General features: G+C 45.7%; 12 protein-coding genes and 1 pseudogene. All 13 read right to left on the bottom strand.

Annotated elements, in window-relative coordinates:
• Positions 1–66: 66 nt before the first annotated feature.
• Positions 67–2,208 (bottom strand): endo-1,4-beta-xylanase, encoded by a 2,142-nt coding sequence (locus JO375_RS09415; RefSeq protein WP_229524214.1) that lies wholly within the window; start codon positions 2,206–2,208, stop codon positions 67–69.
• 64 nt (positions 2,209–2,272) lie between these two features.
• Positions 2,273–3,196 (bottom strand): carbohydrate ABC transporter permease, encoded by a 924-nt coding sequence (locus JO375_RS09410; RefSeq protein ID WP_229524213.1) that lies wholly within the window; start codon positions 3,194–3,196, stop codon positions 2,273–2,275.
• 531 nt (positions 3,197–3,727) lie between these two features.
• Positions 3,728–4,702, bottom strand: a complete 975-nt coding sequence (locus tag JO375_RS09405) for an ABC transporter permease (RefSeq protein ID WP_229524212.1) — start codon at positions 4,700–4,702, stop codon at positions 3,728–3,730.
• Positions 4,703–4,716: 14 nt separating this feature from the next.
• A complete protein-coding gene (locus JO375_RS09400) occupies positions 4,717–6,384 on the bottom strand; it encodes an ABC transporter substrate-binding protein (protein WP_229524211.1) in 1,668 nt (555 codons plus the stop codon).
• A 601-nt stretch (positions 6,385–6,985) separates the two neighbouring features.
• On the bottom strand, positions 6,986–7,492 hold the full coding sequence (locus JO375_RS09395; RefSeq protein WP_229524210.1) for a hypothetical protein: 507 nt from the start codon (positions 7,490–7,492) through the stop codon (positions 6,986–6,988).
• 15 nt (positions 7,493–7,507) lie between these two features.
• The gene (locus JO375_RS09390) at positions 7,508–8,203 is read right to left on the bottom strand and encodes a polymorphic toxin-type HINT domain-containing protein (protein WP_267497684.1); all 696 of its coding nucleotides are present in this window, start codon (positions 8,201–8,203) and stop codon (positions 7,508–7,510) included.
• A 294-nt stretch (positions 8,204–8,497) separates the two neighbouring features.
• A complete protein-coding gene (locus JO375_RS09385) occupies positions 8,498–8,683 on the bottom strand; it encodes an IS110 family transposase (RefSeq protein ID WP_229524209.1) in 186 nt (61 codons plus the stop codon).
• Between the two features lie 197 nt (positions 8,684–8,880).
• Positions 8,881–9,258 (bottom strand): YxiJ-like family protein, encoded by a 378-nt coding sequence (locus tag JO375_RS09380; RefSeq protein WP_229524208.1) that lies wholly within the window; start codon positions 9,256–9,258, stop codon positions 8,881–8,883.
• Positions 9,259–9,551: 293 nt separating this feature from the next.
• Positions 9,552–10,631 (bottom strand): annotated as a pseudogene (locus JO375_RS09375) (polymorphic toxin-type HINT domain-containing protein); the annotation flags it as partial.
• Positions 10,619–11,008, bottom strand: coding sequence for an RHS repeat domain-containing protein (locus tag JO375_RS09370; RefSeq protein WP_229524206.1), 390 nt, complete (start codon positions 11,006–11,008; stop codon positions 10,619–10,621). The gene JO375_RS09370 and the pseudogene JO375_RS09375, both read right to left, overlap by 13 nt.
• 114 nt (positions 11,009–11,122) lie before the next feature.
• Positions 11,123–11,371, bottom strand: a complete 249-nt coding sequence (locus JO375_RS09365) for a MafI family immunity protein (RefSeq protein ID WP_229524205.1) — start codon at positions 11,369–11,371, stop codon at positions 11,123–11,125.
• A 16-nt stretch (positions 11,372–11,387) separates the two neighbouring features.
• Positions 11,388–16,805: a polymorphic toxin-type HINT domain-containing protein gene (locus JO375_RS09360; protein WP_229524204.1), complete on the bottom strand. Its 5,418-nt coding sequence runs from the start codon at positions 16,803–16,805 to the stop codon at positions 11,388–11,390.
• A gap of 73 nt (positions 16,806–16,878) precedes the next feature.
• Positions 16,879–20,124: a hypothetical protein gene (locus JO375_RS09355; protein WP_229524203.1), complete on the bottom strand. Its 3,246-nt coding sequence runs from the start codon at positions 20,122–20,124 to the stop codon at positions 16,879–16,881.
• Positions 20,125–20,719 lie beyond the last annotated feature (595 nt).

Genomic DNA, 20,719 nt, shown 5'->3' with positions numbered 1-20,719 from the left:
GGATCGGCACAGAGGCCAGCTCTCATTTGGAACAGCTTTACTCACCCGTTTTCACCCGATTATTCGTTACTTTCCCGCTGGCAGCGACGGCACTTTGGACGGATCAACCAGCGCCCAATAGGCATATTTGGCCTTTAACCGTTCGTCGAACAGCAGCGGCTTATCCAGCCGGGCAATCGGGAAATTGCTGAGCCACGTATTTCCGTCATCCGTACCCCAAATTGTCACATTACTGATATGCTCCTGCTGTCTGGTAAACATATCGAACAACGCCCGATAACGGTGAGCCTGCCGGATCAGCATGGATTCAGGTATCGTTTCGTAGCGATCCGTATCATTGGAATAGAGGCCCATATCAAGCTCCGTGATCTGGTTGTCCAGGCCGAGCGAAGCAAACTTTTCAATAGATTGCTCCATCTGGCTAATAGCGGGGAACTCCAGGCGAATATGCGATTGGTGGCCTACACCATCGATCGGTACCCCTTTAGCGAGCAAATCACGTACCAAATTGTACAGGAAATCCCGTTTTTTCGGCTCATCCGTGTTGTAATCGTTGATGAACAACCGGGCGTTAGGGCCTGCCGCTTCCCGCGCAACACGGAACGCTTTTTCAATATAATCCTTGCCGGTAATCTGATACCACATACTGCGGCGCATACCATCTGGCTGGTCAGGATCAATGACTTCATTTACCACATCCCAGTCGGTGATATCATTTTTATAACGGGCTGCAACAGTACGAATATGTGTCTCCAGTCGATCCAGTAACAGCTTTTTATTCTCGGCAGTCGGTGTCATCGGCTGTCCATTCTTATCCTTAAACATCCAGTCCCCGGTCTGGTTATGCCACACCAAGGTGTGGAAGCGAATCGCCAGCCCGTGCTGTTTGGCGAATTGTACAATCTTGTCCGCCTCTTCCCAATGGAACTGTCCCTCGGACGGCTGCAAGGAGGCGGGCTTCATCTCATTTCCTGCCACGATGCTGTTAAAATGCTTTTGTACCAGTTCACCGTAAGCCCCTTCGGTCTGGAATGCCATAATCGCCGTACCAATGCTGAATTTCCCCTGATATATTCCATACAATGAAGGGATATCCTTCTCAATGGTCAGTGGAGGAACAAGGGATAGCTCAAAATCATCCATATAAAAGGAGGATGTTCCTTCTACCGTTTCCAAATACATAGAAACTGCATCCGCATCATGCGCGAGCGTATACGTTCCCGACAAATGCGCCCATCCCCCTGTCGTGATCTCCGTATCGCCTACCACCGTTTCATACGCGCTTTTACCTTGATAATCACGCTGCACGCTAAGTCTCACCTTGGCAGGCTGCTCGCCTGGCGCCAGTTTCACCCAGGCGCTGACCGTATACTGGCTGCCCTTTTGCAGCTTGGCTGTCAGATCCAGCTTGGGCCCTGCATATGTCTGTTGTCTGCCTGTTGTCAGCAGGCTGTACGAACCGGTTCGTGCATCGGCATTCGAAGCCTGCACCTTCTCGGACCCTAAACGGGATACCCAGCCCTGGGTTGTACCCTCTTCAAAACCGGCGGATACAATACCATCGGTCGGTTCCGTTGAGGGTGGGGTGACTGGTGTTTCCGACACCTGTCTGACTTCCACCTCATCCACATAATAGGCCTGTGCGGGATTCGAGTTTTCTATATACAGCTTCAATGCATCCATCTTCCCGGTAAACTTATATCTCCCTTGAAGCTTGACCCAGGCTGTATCTGATGTCTCCGTCTGTGCTACGGTCTTCCATTCTGTAGACCCGCCTGTCGCCTGCTGCTCCATCGTCAGCTTAATCGCGCTTGGAACCGCAGCCTTGCCGTCCAGCTTCACATATCCGCTAATTTCATATTCCACATCCGGCTGCAAAAGCGGCTTCACATCCAGCTCTGCACCGTTCCAGTCAGCCGTGCGGGAAGTTGTCTTGAGACTGTGTTTGCCGCCGTATGCAGCCTCCGAGACGGATGCAATTTGGGTATAAGTCCCCCGCGCCTTCCAGCCCTCGCTGGTTCCTTGCTCAAATCCATATGTTGCGATTGTTTTATTCACGCCCCCTTGCGCCAGCATGGTCTCCGAAACAAGCGGGGAATGTTCCACAGACGGAGCCGCCTTCACTCCGGCCCCTCCACACCATCCGACAGGAAGCAACAGCGCTCCAGTCAACATCACACAAAAAGTTGTATACCTATATGACCGCAAAGAAATTCCTCCAATACTCAATTTTTTTGAATTCGTTTTTGGTTCCATTTGAATTTCAGTTGTTCTATCCCTTGACGCCTCCCAGGGTCATTCCCTTTACAAAATATTTTTGTAAGAATGGGTAAACCAGAATAATAGGCACAGAAGCGACAATCGTCATCGTGGACCGGATGGAAGTAGGAGTAACCGGCTTCGCCAGATTTTCCGAGCCTGCGAACTGGCTGGCATAGTCCTGGGCGTTAACGGACGTATTGGAATTCTGCAGGATTTTCATCAGCTCATACTGTAGGGTGCTCCATTGCTCATACGACGAATTGTACAAAAAAACGTCAAACCAGGAGTTCCATTGCGAGACCGCCGTGAACAACGACACCGTCGCCAGTACCGGAACACAGAGCGGCAAGACAATGCGTACAAAAGTGGTAAACTCCCCGGCCCCGTCAATACGCGCCGACTCCAAAATACCTTCTGGCAAGCCTTCAATAAAGGATCGAATCACAATGACGTTAAACACCCCGATCAGCCCAGGCACGATATACACCCAGAAAGTTCCAAGCATCCCCAGCTCCCGTACCAGAAGAAAGTTTGGAATCAACCCACCGTTAAAATACATAGTCAAGATAAAAGCGATTGAGACAAATTTGCGCAGCACATACTCCGGCCGGCTGATCGTATACGCCACCATCGCGCAGCAAAACACCGAGGTAACCGTACCCGCAACCGTACGCAGTATAGAAATCAACGTAGCATGGAAAATCGTCGCTTCCTTAAACACAAATTCATAATTACTCCACGTGAATTCACGCGGCCACAAATAAATGCCGCCCCGAATCGAATCATTGGCTTCATTTAGCGAAACCGCCAGCGTATTCAAAAACGGATACAGCGTCACCACCATCAGACATAACATAAACACCATATTGCACGCATCAAAAATCCGATCTGAGGACGCCCGAAATCGCCCATGCAAGGCCTTCCCTTTGCCCATAACTTCCTCTCCTTTTCAACAAATAGCCTAGCCGTCTGACTGGGCATCCTAATTCAATTCATTGTTTTTGAAGCTTGTTGGTGTTGTTATCTGGAACTGTTCTTGGAGTGATTATATTAGTAGTAATTGCAGTGGAGTATTGTGAATGAGTATTGTGTTATTAGAAGTTGTAAACAGCTCGTTTATAAGGTCTTGGCAAGGTCCGCAAAGCGTCTTGTTAAAAATCCCTCCCTGCACCTGTAGTATGATGAGTACGCGCCTTCTGTTATCGCTACCATCAGCTTAGCTCTAAAAGAATAAACGATAGCAAAGCTGAGCCGGCCATCATGACGCGGTTACCCAAGGAAGCATGAGTCACGCGCCTTCCCTCAAGTTCTCCCCTTTTGCGATCCTGCCACTACCCTCAGTTCTATAAAAAAGTGACTTTACAGCGTGGAGCAGGGGAGCGGGCAAAATTGTTCTGGAAAAACGGTAGATCGGAAGAACAATCTGCACGCGAAGCGACGCCCCCTCTCCTAACTTACTCTTTTCTCAGAACAACCTTTCCTCCCCTAACCGCTTCGCAATATGATTGGCGCTAAACAGCAAGATAAAGCTGACCACTGTCTTAAACATCCCGGCAGCAATGGAAAGCGAGAAATTGCCCATCTGGATACCATATTTCAGAACGAAGATATCCAGATTTTCCGAATAGTCCACGTTCATGCCGTTACCCAATAAATATTGCGGCTCAAAACCGGATTCCAGCAGATTGCCGATGTTCATAATGAGCAGAATGATGAATACGGGCTTTAATCCCGGCAATGTCACATGCCAAATCCGCTGAAAACGTCCTGCTCCGTCGATCTCAGCCGCCTCATACTGCGAGGGATCAACCATCGTCATCGCGGCCAAATAAATAATGGTGTTCCAGCCGACATTTTTCCATACCTCCGATGCGCCGAGAATGCCCCAAAAATAGCTTCCTTCGCCCAGCCACAGGACAGGCTCCTTGATCAGTCCCAGCCACATCAGCACCTCATTGACAATGCCGCCGTCCGCAGACAGTGCTGTACTGATAATGCTGGCCGCGACCACCCATGAAATAAAATGCGGCAAGTAACTGACCGTCTGCACCACCCGCTTGAACACAATCTGACGAAGCTCATTCAGCAAAATCGCCAATGTTATAGCGGTAACGAAGCCCAGCACCAGGTTAATAAAGCTCATTGCCAGCGTATTGCGCATCACCCGCAGAAAATGTTCATCCTGAAACAGAAAACGGAAATGCTTCAACCCGACCCATTGCTGATCAATCAGCTTACGGGCAGGCTTAAAATCCTGAAAGGCAATCGTCCAGCCCCAGATGGGTAAATATTTGAAGATAAACAACCAGATTAAAAAAGGAACGGACATCCATACCAGTGTCCGCTGCTGATTCAGTCTGTGCATAAATCCCCTCAAGCCGGTTCGCCGTGGGGATGGCAAAGGGTCCGGGGAGATCGTGACCATTGTCGCGCGACCCATAGATGCTTCCTCCTTTACTTTTTATCGGCAATATCTACTTTTTTTGTAACCTCCTTCGTAATCAGTTCCTCAAATGCCTTCACATCCAGCTTGTTGAACTCGGTGGTGTATTCATTCCAAATTGCATCAAACTGTTCCGGTGCAGACAGCACCAAGCGCGGGAAATATTTGCGCTGCAGGTCACCTTTCTTTTGCTGGAAGATCTGCGCAGGTGAGCCTTGGGCAATCTGAATGCTCCAGGCCGGGAACCATGGACGTTCGTCAGGTGCGGAAAACATCTGCGAGAAGGACTCTACACCGTGCGCTTTTAGCAGCTTTTTATCACCTTCGGTATACGACATACGCGCAACCTCAGACTGCCGTCCGGGGCTAACCGAGTTGCCGTCGGGCAAGGAAGAACCGCTACCGTATCGAGGCCAGCTGTATTCAAAATATTTGAACCCAAATGAGTCACGGAACGCATTCTCCCCCGTCTTCTTAATTTGCTCCTTGGTCCGATAAAAGCGCCCATTTTTATTTACATCATAGGTTTCACCTTTGATCCCCCAGTTGGATAACACCTGGTTTTCGTCGGTCAGCAGATTGTTGAAAAATTTGATGATCCGCACCGGGTCCTTGGCACTGACCGTAATTCCAATACCCCGGTTATTAATAAATGACGACGGATCAAGGTACTGATCCTTTATATTCTGATCGTATACAACAGGCAACCCTACATATTCCAGATCATCATTACCTGACTGCTTGGAAGCCTCCTGGAGGTTGTTTAGAGCCTGCCCTGCCTGCCAGCGGTAGTCGAAGAAGCCCAGCACTTTGCCAGAGGTCAGCTTCGCCAAATATTGATCGTAATTGTCCACAAAGGAGGCTTTGTCAAACAGGCCCTCTGCGTTAAGCTGATTCAATTCTTGGAGATACCGCTTTGTGATTTCCTTATCTCCATAATCCGTCGCCTGGTGTGATTTCATATCAATAATCGTGCCGCCATCGTTCGGATAACCTGCCAGATGCATCGGCGCATTCGTAAGCGCATAAAACCTATCCTGCGTGGTTAACGCCAAGTACCCGGTTAAACCCTCGCCTGCATGCTTTTTCGCATAGTTCCGAATCAGAGCCAAGTACTCATCTAACGTTTTTATTTTTGGATATCCCGCCTCCTTCAACACTCTGCGCTGTATCCAAAAAGCTCCCTGCTCTATGTTAGGAGCAGGCAAATAATCGCCGACCACCGCACTGAACGGCAGGAAATAGATATTCCCATCCTCCGCTTTCATCAGGTTGTAGTACGGTCCGTATACACGCTTGATATTTGGCCCATATTTGTCGATCAAATCATTCAGGGGAATAAAAGCTCCGGCATCCAGCAGTTTATCAATCGTGCCATCCGGTACAATCACGTCCGGGTAATCGTTGCTTGCAATAAACGTGCCAATCTTCGTATTCGAATCCCCTACCAGATGCTCCAGCTTCCAGTTCACGCCTGTCTGATCCTCCAGAATTTTGCCGATCCGCGTTTCATTGGTATTAATGTCCCTTCCCGCCGTGGCATTAAAATACGTGAATGTGACCTTCTCCTTGCTATCCCCCGACGTGGTTTCCTTGCCCGCACTTCCTGAGCAGGCAGTGATCATAGATATCAACATGATGATTACCAGACTCATTGTTCCAAAACTTTTGCTTGTCATGCCAGACCTTCCCCTTTCGGCGTCTTTGTTGGTTATGTGTGGATACCAAATTGTAAGCACTTACATTTTATAAAATGCCATGAATTTCGATTACCTGACAATCTAAAGGTTTTGCTTAGGAAACTAAAGGTGAATCATTTACGGAAAAAATGCTTGAACATCCAGAAGACAAGCAGAGCGAATATGCCGGATGGCCTGGCGTGTCACAACGGCGAATATCTCAGTGAGAGTGTCGTATTCCTTCTTAAATTAAAATCTCGCATCCGCCGGAAATATCGCCTAAGCTATTCCCAAATGTTCGTTGATTTGCCGATAGGTCCTCCACATGTAGACAAATGGCTTCAGCCTTTAAATCTTCTGAATACATTTTGAACTTTTATCCTTTAATGGCCATACAAAAATGCACCCCCTAGAATTTCATCGGAAAAACCAGGTTTTTTTCCAATGTCTATTCTAAGTATTGGATATTATTACTGCTTAAAGTGAAACCACAATTAATATTGTGAACTAGTATTTTGGGACGTTGCCACCCGATTCATTCGGCACTGGGTGGGGGTAAAAAAAGACCTTGAGGCTCATCTCCTCAAGGTGTTTGGCAAACTTAAACTTCCATGATTACTTCGTCAATCTTTGTGCCATCAGCAAGGTTCTCATTCCAAAACTTCCTTTGTTCTGCCCCACCGATGTTTATACCATAATAAAAAGATGGGTCAATAAACAATTCTTGTCCATTATCCAAGTTCAACTGAAGGCTGTTGCAGACAATTTGATTATTGTCATTAGACTCCATACCGTTAATAACGAAACTCTTAACAGTATTTTTGGCAGACATCGAGTCAGTCAATATTATTTGACTTACCGATGTCTTGCACGGCAACATATCCTCATCAATTTCAAATTGATATCGAATCGAATCAATTATTCTCACAATTAGTTTTGAGTATTGGTTTATTGATTCAAATTCAATATACTTCTCGCCTACTTCGAAATAATAGTAACGCATATCCGGACAAAAGTCCGCTACTCCATCTTCAATATCTACAAAACCAAGCAAGTAAATATCTTGGATTGAGTCGCTTTTAAAGATATCAACAAGTTTTTCGAGCATATAATCTCTCCTTCATTAAGGGACAAACTGAATGTTTAAGTCCATACCCTTACCTGATTCTAGTAGAGTAACAAACTCTCCATTTGGTTTAGTAGCAACTATCATGCCATTGCCTCTATAAATATTTAACACTTCACCATCTTTTTTCAAAGTTCCCTTACCCACAAACGATACTGTTCCATCGTCAATTATTTTGCCAATATCACTCAAGAATGCATCACCGTGGGTCTTATATTTAGGGTGCTTTTTTCCAAGAGAATTTTCTAAAATGCCCTTATGTCGAACAAAGTGGTCTTTGAAGTTCTTGCCTGCGGTGATAATAGTACAATTATGCACCCAAATCCCAAGGTTAGATACAAAGTAAGAATGATACCCGTCGACCATGAAATTGTAAACCGTTGTTTGTCGCGGCGCTTTCTCAATCTTATCTATTGCCAGTTTAGTACCATCGCTTGAGACAAGCAACTCTCCAACCTTTAGATCTTGTACGAGAGTCCACCCTTTTTCATCAAGCCAAAATGGATGTAATCCAGTTGTTTCGATGACTTCATCACCGATATGGACGTAATAAACTTCATCTGCCTGCTTTTGGAACAGCTTTACGACCTCTCTGTATTCCACTTCTCCGGTTTCATCGGACTTTGAGAGAACCTTATCTCCGACTTCGATGTCTTCGATATTTTTCTCCCCTTCGTTAGTTAGAAACTTGATTCAGGGAATAAAGAAGGTGGCAACTGTTTCAGCTGCCACCATTGTATCATTAACCTGCCGCCCGTTCAGGTAAAGCGTCAAGTCGGTATTCGGTTTTGTTCTTCATCATGCTGTAAAGGATGTTCACTAGCCTTCTCATAATGCAGATGATTGCTTGTTTCTTCTTTTTACCCTCGCTTATCGTTTCTCGTAGTATGAACGGAATACGGGATTTAGCGGCTTACTGGAAGTCCTAGCGGTATGAACTTGTCTTACAGCTAGCCCCCACAGAATCTTGTTCAACGCTCGATTCCCCTATCGTTGATTGCGGTCTTTACCTCTGCCGCCGCTGCTCATTTGGCTTGGCGTAAGCCCTGCGTACTTAGCAAGTTTGTCGGCACTTGTAAATCGAGCAATATCACCTATTTCAGCGACAATAGCCGAAGCCGTTACATCATCAATGCCTGTGAACGTGTTCAGTTTGAAGTCTAGCTTCTGCATGATGTCTCGGATATCCGTTATTTAGGGTATAAAATTCAAGCATTTATGTGCGTACAGGCATATTAGAGGAATATCATACGGGAGTGATGTGGGTTAAGTTCTTTTCTACATATCCGCCCAGTTCATTCGGCAGGGGATGGTGGTAAAAGAAAGACCTTGAGGATTTTCCCTCAAGGTCAATACAAAATGGATACGCGTTAATTACTGTGCAAATAATCTAAAATTAGCTTTCTTAATTGTTCGTGATTATTGTATTCAGCTTGAAAGTCAGGATAGTTCTTCAAACTTGTTTCAATAAATCTATACTTAGGAAATCGTTGAAAGAAACCCTCATTCAATAATTCAACTTGTTTCTTAGGGATGTTAGTAGCTTTACCTTTTAATATATAACTCGTCGTTCCAACAATTACAGTGCAATAATCATTAAAATCAGCGTTTAAACTTTCATCCTCAAGTGACTTAAAATCCATTTCAAAGTCACTTTTTATTTTTTTAGTATCCTCATATGGAAAGGGATTAACTAATTGAAAATTATTCAGATATGATATCTTTTCTATAATTTCTACTTTATCCAAAAATCTACACCTCCAACAGATAAATATACACATTATTGCTTACCAAAAGAAACTATAGTCCCATCCGGGGCAATATCAATATATTTACCATTCTTTTTATATCGAATCGTTCCCTCAACTGCCTCATTAACATAACTTTTTGTAGAGCCTTTCTTTGCGGTTTTAGCAAATTCTTCAGCCTTTCTGAGATATTGCGCTAAATCTTCCGCCCCTACTTCCTTACCATGTCTCTTAAAATGATATTCAGCAGAACCTTCTATAGCATCGAAACTTCCCTTATTCCATACCGAAAAGTTACAATTCGTATTATGAACCCAAATCCCAAGGTCACTCACAAAATACGTGTGGAACTCGTCAACCGTCATGTTGTAAACCGTGACATGCTTATGTTCCAGTTCAATGCTGTCTACCTTGAGTGTATTCCCATCGCTCTGAACAAGCAAGTCACCGACCTTGAGGTCTTTGACGAACGTCCATCCTTTGTCTTTCACATAAAACGGATGATTAAATGTAGATTCAATTTCTTGACCGCCCACATGGATGTTGTAAATCTCATCCGTCTGGTGATTAAACGTAGCCGTGACCTCTTTGTAAGCTACCTCACCAGTCGCTTCATCCTTGGAAAGAACCCTATCTCCGACCTTAATGTCTTCGATATTCTTCTCCCCTTCGTCTGTTTGAACTTTAGTCCCCGCCGTAAAGCAGTTACAAGGGAGCGCCTTGGCCAATTTCAGATTTTTTTCTGTCAATTTAACAGAACGCTCAACGTATCTTCCCTCCTTACTCGTCAGCTGTATGATCAATTTTCCGCCTTTAATAAACTTACCAACAGGTATAAATCCTGCCAGCGCAAGTGTTTTGTCATATGTGGACGATTTGGGATCAAGTATCGTGTTGATATCATCCACTATCAAGAAATTCGCTACGGCCATGGATGCCTGCATAGTTCCTGCTTTAAACTCATTCCAACAAGTCCCCATGCCTACTCTTTGACAATGAATAATCGTCTTCTGGTTAGTATAAAATATTCCGCCTTTTGTGGTAGGCATAAATTCATGCCCACTAGGGTCTACATATCCAAGCGGATTATTAGCTACATACGCATACCAGTTCAAGCTCTGTGGATCACTAATCTGGCCCTGATACGTATCCTCGCCCATAAAGCGGGCTGTGCCCGGATCGTACCAGCGAGCACGCAAATACTGAAGCCCGGTTGTGTCGTCCCAATACTCACCAGCATAGCGCAGCACGTTCGGTACGGTCTCTTTCACCGTCTCCGGGCCACCCCAGATGTCGTAGGTGTAACTATTCAGCTGCTTGCCTGTGTTATTACTCAAACCTACCACATCACCGTGGCCATTCAACTGATAGTATTGCAGTTGCCCGCTAGCCCTGTCTTGTCTGGCCCACAGTTGACCGGACAAATAGCATCCGATACTTCACGCATGCGATAACCGGATGCATCGGTCTGAGTAACGGTATGATCCACCGCATTATACGCCACGGTATCCGTTGTTCCATCCGCATAGATCGTCTTCACAGGCCGTCCAAAAGCATCGTAGGCGTAGCGAGTGGTTGCTTGTTCTGCATCCGTGCTTTCTACCATATCTCCATTATCATCATACCCATACCCGTAGATTGCATCATCCACTTGCTCCTGAAGTATTTGTCCGAATGGATTATACAATCTTTGAACGCTGACGCCATCGGGTCCGGTGACTGTAACATCGTTCGTATCATCCTTGTACACCACGACGGTTTTCCAAATTATCTTTTTCCAATGTAGACAGTTTATACTGATAGGGTACTTCTAGGTGAGGGTAAAAGAAAAACCTTGAGGATTGCCACCCTCAAGGTCTTGTTCTTAATTATTGATAAGAGGCTTCAAACTTTCCCATGTCTCTTCTTCAAGTTCCATGTATTCTCCAACTTTTTTAATTAGAGAATAAATTAACTCATTAATTTCAATACCCTCATCAAGAACAGTCGCACTAAAGTGTTCGAGAGCAACCCCCCATTCATCATACTCCAAGTACTCACATACCTTTTCGCTATCCTCTGGAGGTATCTTAACCAGATTCAGTAAATCTTCGATTCCCCTTTTTACATCCATCTGACCTATCCTTCCTCTATTTGATTGGATATGCCGTAATAATATCTTTTCCATCAGTAATAACTTTAACTTTGATACCATCACGAACACCTATTACCTCGTATCGCTGTACTCCGTTTACAACTTTTCCTTTTGCCCAGTTTAGACTTGGGTCGGTTACGATATCGGAAACATTATTCATAATCTTATCTGCATCCCACGATTTAGGGAAGACGGATTTTCCGGGTGCACCCGGCCACATATGACCGCCGCCGCTTTTGTCTCCATTAAGAATATGATTAGTTCGTTTGGGACTCGCTAAATTACAATTCGAATTATGCACCCAAATCCCAAGGTCACTGACAAAATACGTATGGAACTCATCAACCGTCATGTTGTAAACCGTGACGTGCTTATGTTCCAGTTCGATGCTCTCTATCTTGAGTGTATTCCCATCGCTCTGAACAAGCAAGTCACCGACCTTGAGGTCTTTGACGAACGTCCATCCTTTGTCTTTCACATAAAACGGATGATTAAATGTAGATTCAATTTCTTGACCGCCCACATGAATCTTGTAAATCTCATCCGTCTCATGATTGAACGTTGCCGTAACCTCTTTGTAAGCTACCTCACCAGTCTCTTCATTCTTGGAAAGAACCTTATCTCCGACTTGAATGTCCTCGATAGGTTTCTCCCCTTCGTCTGTTTGAACTTTAGTCCCCGCCGTAAAGCAGTTACAAGGGAGCGCCTTGGCCAATTTCAGATTTTTTTCTGTCAATTTAACAGAACGCTCAACGTATCTTCCCTCCTTACTCGTCAGCTGTATGATCAATTTTCCGCCTTTAATAAACTTACCAACAGGTATAAATCCTGCCAGCGCAAGTGTTTTGTCATATGTGGACGATTTGGGATCAAGTATCGTGTTGATATCATCCACTATCAAGAAATTCGCTACGGCCATGGATGCCTGCATAGTTCCTGCTTTAAACTCATTCCAACAAGTCCCCATGCCTACTCTTTGACAATGAATAATCGTCTTCTGGTTAGTATAAAATATTCCGCCTTTTGTGGTAGGCATAAATTCATGCCCACTAGGGTCTACATATCCAAGCGGATTATTAGCTACATACGCATACCAGTTCAAACTCTGCGGATCACTAATCTCGCCCTGATACGTATCCTCGCCCATAAAGCGGGCTGTACCTGGATCGTACCAACGTGCCCGCAAATACTGGAGCCCCGTCGTGTCGTCCCAATACTCACCAGCATAGCGCAGCACGTTCGGTACGGTCTCTTTCACCGTCTCCGGGCCACCCCAGATGTCGTAGGTGTAACTATTCAGCTGCTTGCCTGTGTTATCACTCAAACCTACCACATCACCGTGGCCATTCAACTGATAGTATTGCAGTTGCCCGCTGGCCCTGTCTTGTCTGGCCCACAGTTGACCGGACAAGTCATACACATAGGCGTACATAATCTTCGCTGTTCCGCCCGTGACCTCAGCTTCTGCAATCAGCTTCGCTTCTTCATCATAGTAATACCGGGTTGTTTTACCGTCTTCTGTACGCTCATACAGCAGCCCGTCTCCGTTATAGCTGTATTTAACCTCTTTGCCTTCACCAATCACCTTTGTCAGATGACCGACGGAATCATATCCATAACTGGCGTTTTTCATACCGAACACTTTGCCGCTGCCTTCGGTGTTTCGGTTGCCGTTCGGATCGTAGCCGTAGGTCTTGTTCTTCTCACCTGCGGCTTCGCTGGCAATTCGGTTTAACGGGTCATATCCAAATTGATCCGTTTTTCCGTTTTGTGTTCTTCCGATGATGTTTTTATTTCCATCCCGTTCATAACCAAATTGGTGTAATGCCGTACCCCCTTGCTCCACCGTAACCCCTGACAAATCCAGTCCATTATAGCTGAATCGTGTATTCAGCCCTCTGCTCGAAGATTGACCTTTCAGCAAACCATTAGGAGCATAATCAAACGTCATACGATCCAGTGATCCGCCTACAGCAGCACTCGCTCCTGGCAGACTCTGCACGCTTGCTGTACCGACTCCAGCACTAATGTCCATTTGAGTAACCCTGCCGAGGCTATCCAGCTTGGCTTGGACGTGCATTGATGCTCCAGCAGCATCTGTCAGCACGTAGCCTGTACGAGACTGCTTGTTATACTCATAGTTTATTTGCGTGCCGTCCGGGTATTTCAGCCCGGTCAACGACCCATCGGATGAATCATAGGCATAAGAGGTCGTTCCCTGCCCATCTGTCATGCTTTTTCTTCGTCCAGCATGATCGTAAGTGTAGTTGGTTTTAAAATCTGGACCCGCCGCTTCGGTAACGAGCCCGTCCGCGTCATATTGAAAGGTGATCGCTTCCGATTTCCCTGTCAGCATACGGGTGATGTTTCCATCCGTATCGTAAATATTTAGTGTTGTTCCACCGCTTGCTTTTTCAAGCAGTGTACGTCTGCCCAATTCGTCATAAGAATACACATTTTTTTGCCCATCAGGATACTGAACGGTCTTCAAATTTCCGGCCAGATCATACGTGTAGCTCACCTGCTGTCCAGATGGATCGGTGACCGAAGTCATTTGTCCCAAAGCATCGTAAGCATAGAGCATACGTTGGCCGTTACCGTCCGTTCGGCTAGTGACCATGCCCGCATCGTTGTAGGATAACGACTCCAGCGGCTGAAATGATCCATTTTTAGCTTCCTGTGTAGAGATCACACGACCTAAAGCATCCGATACTTCACGCATGCGATAACCGGACGCATCGGTCTGAGTAACGGTATGATCCACCGCATTATACGCCACGGTATCCGTTGTTCCATCCGCATAGGTCGTCTTCACAGGCCGTCCAAAAGCATCGTAGGCGTAGCGAGTGGTTGCCTGCTCTGCATCCGTGCTTTCTACCATGTCCCCATTATCATCATACCCATACCCGTAGATTGCATCATCCACTTGCTCCTGAAGCATTTGTCCGAATGGATTATACAGTCTTTCCACGCTGACGCCATCGGGTCCGGTGACCGTAACATCGTTCGTATCATCCTTGTATTCTACAACCGTCTGAGTGCCATCTGGATAAGTAACCTTCGTTACACGTCCCGATGCGTCGTACACATAGGACTTTGTTTTACGCTTGGCATCTGTTTGGGACTTGATTTCGCCGGTCGGATAATAATCATACGTATACTCGACACCTTTGGGAAGCAGCTGCTTTGTCGGGAGCTGCGAACCATAGGGGGATTTATAATCAATAGACGTATCTGCATAATTTCTGTTATCGATGAGAACTTCCCTACCGCTTACATTCCCTTTTGCATTGTAAAAAGTATAGCTGTGCAATAAAAGCTTGCCTTGATCTGTTCCTTCATATTTTTTTAGCTCATTCAATGTACCTTCTGTTTTATAGGTTCTTACCGTCGTCAAGCTTTTTCCTTCGCTTATTTTGGTAACCGTCTGAACGGGCTGCACCCAGAAAAAAGGCTCATTAGAGACTTTATACGTATGAACGGTCTCTGCTCCCGTACTTTGGGACATTTTCAAAGGAAGACCATATTCATTGTAGTCATAGGAGGTCGTTACAGGTTCTGATGCAGAACCGCTCTCCGTATAGGTCTCCCTCATTTGCACGGGTAAATTCCAGCCCATAGCATCATTATACGTGTAGTCTACATGATAACCGGTCGAATCTCCCTCTTGATCATAGCGGTCTAGAACAAGTTTTTCCGGTGTGTTGTCTCCTCTAAAAGTTTTACCGAAATGGAAAGTTTCCGTTGTACGTGCCCCTTTGACAACAACCGTCCATTTGGCGTTTTTGCCATGGCTGGCTAGATCTTCTCCCGAGTAGGTGAAATCCATTTTATTTAAAAAACGATTGCCTGCGGTTGTACTGTACACATCTGCGCGTGAAACCACCTTGAACACACCTTGTGTACCGTACACGCCTATCTGCTTGTTATAGGCTTCATAACGGATGTCTGTGATGGATGAAGTAGGTCGTACAATTCGTGTGAGCAGTGCAGTTTCATTTTGCTGTAAGGCTCCAGCTTTTCCTTCACCATTTGCGACCAAATTAAACGGAGCATCCATGAATGTATACGCATAGCTTGTGCTTCGTGACAGGGAATCCAGCACTTCCGTTAGCACCTTGCTGCTTCCCTCGTCACTTTGCCGATACGTGTACTGGTGATCTGTCCCCTGCTCTTTAACGACAATCTGTCCAGAAGCGTAGGTGAACACAAGCTCTCTGCCATCATTATTTCGGATCGAACGAATGCGTTTTATTCCATCTGAACTTGTATAATCAAATTCTACCCGATTTTTATACGCATCCTGGATTAAAATCAAATAACCGTCCTGATCGAGATAATAGTCATTTCCATTCAGCTCTGCTATTTTGTATTTACTGCTTGCTCCCTGCACGCTTGCGCTTTGGTCTGTACTGATCTTCAGATCTTTGTATGCATATCCTTCAAGCTGCAAGTCATCTTTCAGTTTATAAGAACCCGTTCCCGGCATGTACAAATACCGTTTACCATCCTGTTTCTGCATATGGGGAAGATCCCATTTCCAGCCTCGTCCCAGATTTGAAGCCGCTTCCTCCTCGCGGATGGCACTTGTATTTGTGTACAATCCTTCATTTTGCTGCACACCAATCTGGTTATTCGCGAATGAACTGTTATACACACGAGTCAGTGCAAAGGGTAATGAACCTGGCAGCACCAAGTCCGTATTTCGAACGACAAGCTGTCCAGAAGCGGTGGACACACTATTGTCACCGTAATCCAGCCCATAACGCGAAGTATCATCACTTAGCCTGCTTTGTGCAAGCGCCGCCTGATCCAAAGGAGCGTACACTGCCATTGTAGCAGACATCTGTAACAAACTTTGCTTGAGTAAATCCTGCCCGTTCAGACCGTTTTCTCTTGGAATCGGTGTATAAACAGAATCACTTACATTGGGGACCGACGGTACATCCACCTCAATCGTGCTCGGCTTCGTCGATTCCCACTCATTCTCGGCTTTCTGTTGCTGTTGAGCCGTTTCTTCATCCTGAACGGCCTGAGTGGGCTTTTCACCTGCCTTTAGGTCAGCCGACTCATCGGACGGTTCCGTCTTCGCTTTTGCGCTTAATTCAAGTCCATTTTGCTGCACCCACAAGCTCGGACTTTGTTCAGGTAGCGAATTTTCCCCGCCATCTTTTTGCCATGCTTTATAAATATCATATAAGGTATAGCCCTTGGATAACTGTGCATTGACCCAAGTCTGATCCTTGCCCGTATGCTGCACAAGCCACGCTCTGGTAATAATCTGCGGCGCGGAAAATGGAGAAGACTGGGAAACTGTCTCCGTTCCCGTTCCCCCTGCCCCATATGCCCATGTACTCCCTGAACCGAGCAACATTACCACACATAATAAACTACAAATATAACGTTTAAACACTCGCTCACCCCTATTTCTAATCATCCATGTATATCTGGCTGCTTGCTATGTTATCGAAAGATAGATATAACTTTTAAACTGTAAAAGGAAATACCTTTTTTACCCGACTAATAACGTTTCCGTTCAAGTCGTAAAATAGCTTGATTTGATCTCCGGTGGGAAAAATAACCTTATTCAGTCGGTTCCCTTTCCCGTATTCATATGAAGTATCCTTGCCAAGCACCATATGTGCTGCTTTGATTACCGTTTGTAATGTGCCGCTATTTTTTTCTGTCAGTTTTACATAAACGGTTTGTCCTGCCTTCATCTCATACTCTAAAACAGTGTAATCCCAACCGTAGATTTGGTTTTGCTCTGTTGAGGTTACAAGCTGATTGGAGAAATCAGGGTCCGCATACAAGGAGACTATCGCCTGCTGCGCAGCATAGTCCGTTTTTTCCATCACCGCGAAACGGTAAATTCCGTCTTCTTTGGGTGTAAAACGATATTTTCCTTCTTGGCCCACTGAAAAGTCAGCTTGTTTGGCTATGAGCTCAATTAACTCGTCCAGCTTGCTATCTTCGGTATTTTTTACAGAAAACACACGATAAGGGGCGCCAAAGGTAACAGCAGGAGCAGCTGCAGCTACTGCAAGACGAATGTTTGCTTTGCCTGACACTTGCTGCTCCCTGTCTGTCGCCTCTTTATGTTCACGAATCACTTTTCCAGCCTGGTCCGTGACGGTAAACTGATACGTTCCGCCTACGATCTTCGCATTCGTCAAGACAGGGGCCTCCTCGCTCCCGCGATTGATCCATCCCCCCTGCTTACCGCCTGATAATGTTGTTTTTAATAATGCTGGTTCTGTGCCTGGCTCCGCTTTAATGTCATTGCTGTAATGAACAGTCACGGCTTGCGGCGAAGTGACGGTCATAACGAGTGTCTTTCCGGCTCCAAGCGAAATTTCAGCTAAAGAAGCCCCCATACCTGCTCCGTCTACCTTGGAATCCACACCGCTATCTGTTCCATATACGACATAGTCATAGACACGGCTTTCATGTGCAGCATCTGTCGTCAATGAGGAAGCCTGTGCACCAGTATTATGAAATACATAGGTTTCTCCCTGCTTGATGGTAACCTGACTGCCTGTTGGTGCCTGGGCATCCTCAACATCGAATATCCCTAAGACCGCACCGTAGGTCACTGGCATATCCGAGACTGTTGTGACAACGGCATATCCTCCTGCTTGTACTAACGGCAATTGAGTCGTATCACTTGCCTGGCTGTACACCGTCCCGTCTGCCCGATAATTCCTATAATTCCATCTCATCCCGCTAACCGAAATTACATCCAAAGCCTTATCTATTGAGCTGACATTTATGAATTTCCGGCTTTCCCCGCGTTTTAACGTAATCCGGTGGAAGGCAGCCTGTGCGTTGAGCATAGCCTCTATCTTACTGGTGTACCTAAAAGTGATTGACCGATCAGATACATTGGTGACAATTGCTTCACCACCCGCGACAATCTCTGGATCTACCGTATTGTTAAAATGATCTGATGTGAGCAAACGAAGCCCTCGATAGCTGGCTGAGTCAAAGCGTGCATTGCCACTCCTTTTGTCACGCCGCAATGTGTTCGATTGGCTATCATGATTCCAGAAAATATATGAATCTCCCGGCTCCAGGGTCGTCTCACGCAGCGCGTCGCCATCTTCTTCACTGGCCTTAAAGCTCCGATATATGCCACCAAAAGTGATCGGCGTATCCGTGGTTACGGTAACGACAGCCTTTTTGCCTTCACCGACAAGAAAGGCTGGATTCCCCGTATTGCTTCTGGATTGCTCTGTACCATCCGCTTTATACAGGACAGCATCAAATCTGCCTTTAACGGATTTGGCCGTACTGTGTATATACCTCAAATGATCGCTGATATTGGTATACGCATAGCTTTCACCTTTTGCCAGTGTTACCCGTAAGAACGCAGGGTCACTACTCGGTTCCCAAGAAAAATCGTCCGTATAGTCAAAGATAATGGGACTCGGACCGATCACGGTCACAATGGCATATCCCGAAGGCGGGATCATAGGACCAGCCTGACTGTTAAAACCAGAGGAGTTTACGGTTCCGTTCGGCTTGTAGATAGCATAGTCGAATAAGCTTCCTGCCTTTCTGGAGTTATTGTAGATCGGATTCATCAATGTACCGTTATTATGGAAAATGTAGCTTTTGCCTACCTCGAGCTCCACACGACTGATGGCATCCCCGCCTACAGGACGGGCAATAAAGTTACGATAAGGAGCGCCGTATGTAACCGGATTGGCAGTGACCTGGGTAATGACCGCGTATCTGTCTACAGCAATCTGCGGCTTCGTCGAAGTGCCACTTCCGCGTGAAGCCTCTGTTCCGTTTGCCAGATACACTACGTAGTCAAGCTTATCCTTGGACGTACCGTCACTTTCTACCGTATCCAATCGGGTTCCCACATTGATGAACTGGTAACTTTCCCCCTGATTTAAAGTAACCCGCGCATAGGCCGGCTCGCCGCTGCTTTCTATACTGTATTTGCCGTAGGGAAATCCGAAGGTCACTGCATTTGCAGAAGAACCTGTAATAATCAGTTCCTCGCCAGTCCCCAAAGTGGGGTGAGCAATACTATTAAGGGCAGACGCGCTTAAAGTTCCATCTTCCTTATATTTAGCATAGTCAAAGCGGCGATTGTCTGCATTTGAGCCATCATGCTGAATCGAACGGGCCGTCCACCCGTCATTTACAATCCGGTAACTTTCATCCTTAGAGACCGTAACTCGCTCTAATGCCGGGTACTCTGATGGAGTGTAGGCGAAAACATCAGTTACTTTTACGGTTAAGGCTGTTGATCCTGTATTCGTAACAAACGCTGTACCTCCCCCGGAAACACTAATGGGACTTGCCCCGTAATCCATGTGGACCATACTGATATCCCCATCCGCTTTATAACTGACACTATCATACAGAATGCCTTTGGTCTTAGAAGCATTGCTGTATATCGATTTGCTGATCGTATCTGTATTCTCGAACTCATACGTTTCCCCGGGATCAATAACGATCGACGTATATTCTACCGTTGCCGCCAGGCTCACCATCAGTGCGTTATAAACACTGTTTGTTGCAGACGTGGGCGGATTGAAAGAATAAGTACCATCAGAAGACCCTTGTTCCTTCTGTCCCATGTCTGCTTGTTTTTGCTGTATTCCGTCGCTTGCATCCCGTTCCTCTGCCCCTGCTGCAACAGGCATGCACAGCAAAGCGTTAAATGCCAAAATGGCTGCAAAAAACCATACCATTACCTTTTTACAAAGCATCTAACTGTTAACCCTCCTCGTATAATCATTTTAGAAGCTCATCTTAAGCCAATTTCCAGTCGATCCGGACAGCTAGAATTGTATGTTCCGTTTCTTTGTCATACGCTCTTTGACCATTTCATACACCGCTACCGAATTATTCCAATAGATCCCATAGGTTGTACATCATACAAAAGAAGCAACGATTACAGCTAATGTTTCTTCATGTTGTTCCTCCTATCAAATAAAAATAGACTTACATGAGGATTTCGCAAAAATCCAATAAGCGACTTTCAATGAACAATATATAGACCGAAATGATCTAATTCATCCGTATATTGCACTTTAGAGCGATTGGAATCGAATTTCGCAAAATCCTGACATATCAATTTTTACATGAAATATCCAAAAAAGTTGTATACATATTTAGGCAAGTATGTGAGTGGATTTGAATATTTTCACCTGCATGCACTACAGCGTTATTACAACGGGTGTATGCTTCGTATACTCCTCCCGGCGATACGCTGATTCGTGCCCTATTTTTTAGCTCCCCAGCAGCCGCAAGCAACTTTGTGGTAAAGCGTGATGGTACCGGTTGTTGAAGAGATTCATTTAG

Origin of the sequence: Paenibacillus farraposensis (assembly GCF_020736845.1) — a bacterium.
Taxonomy (GTDB): Bacteria; Bacillota; Bacilli; order Paenibacillales; family Paenibacillaceae; genus Paenibacillus; species Paenibacillus farraposensis.
This window is presented reverse-complemented; position numbering and strand designations above follow the sequence as displayed.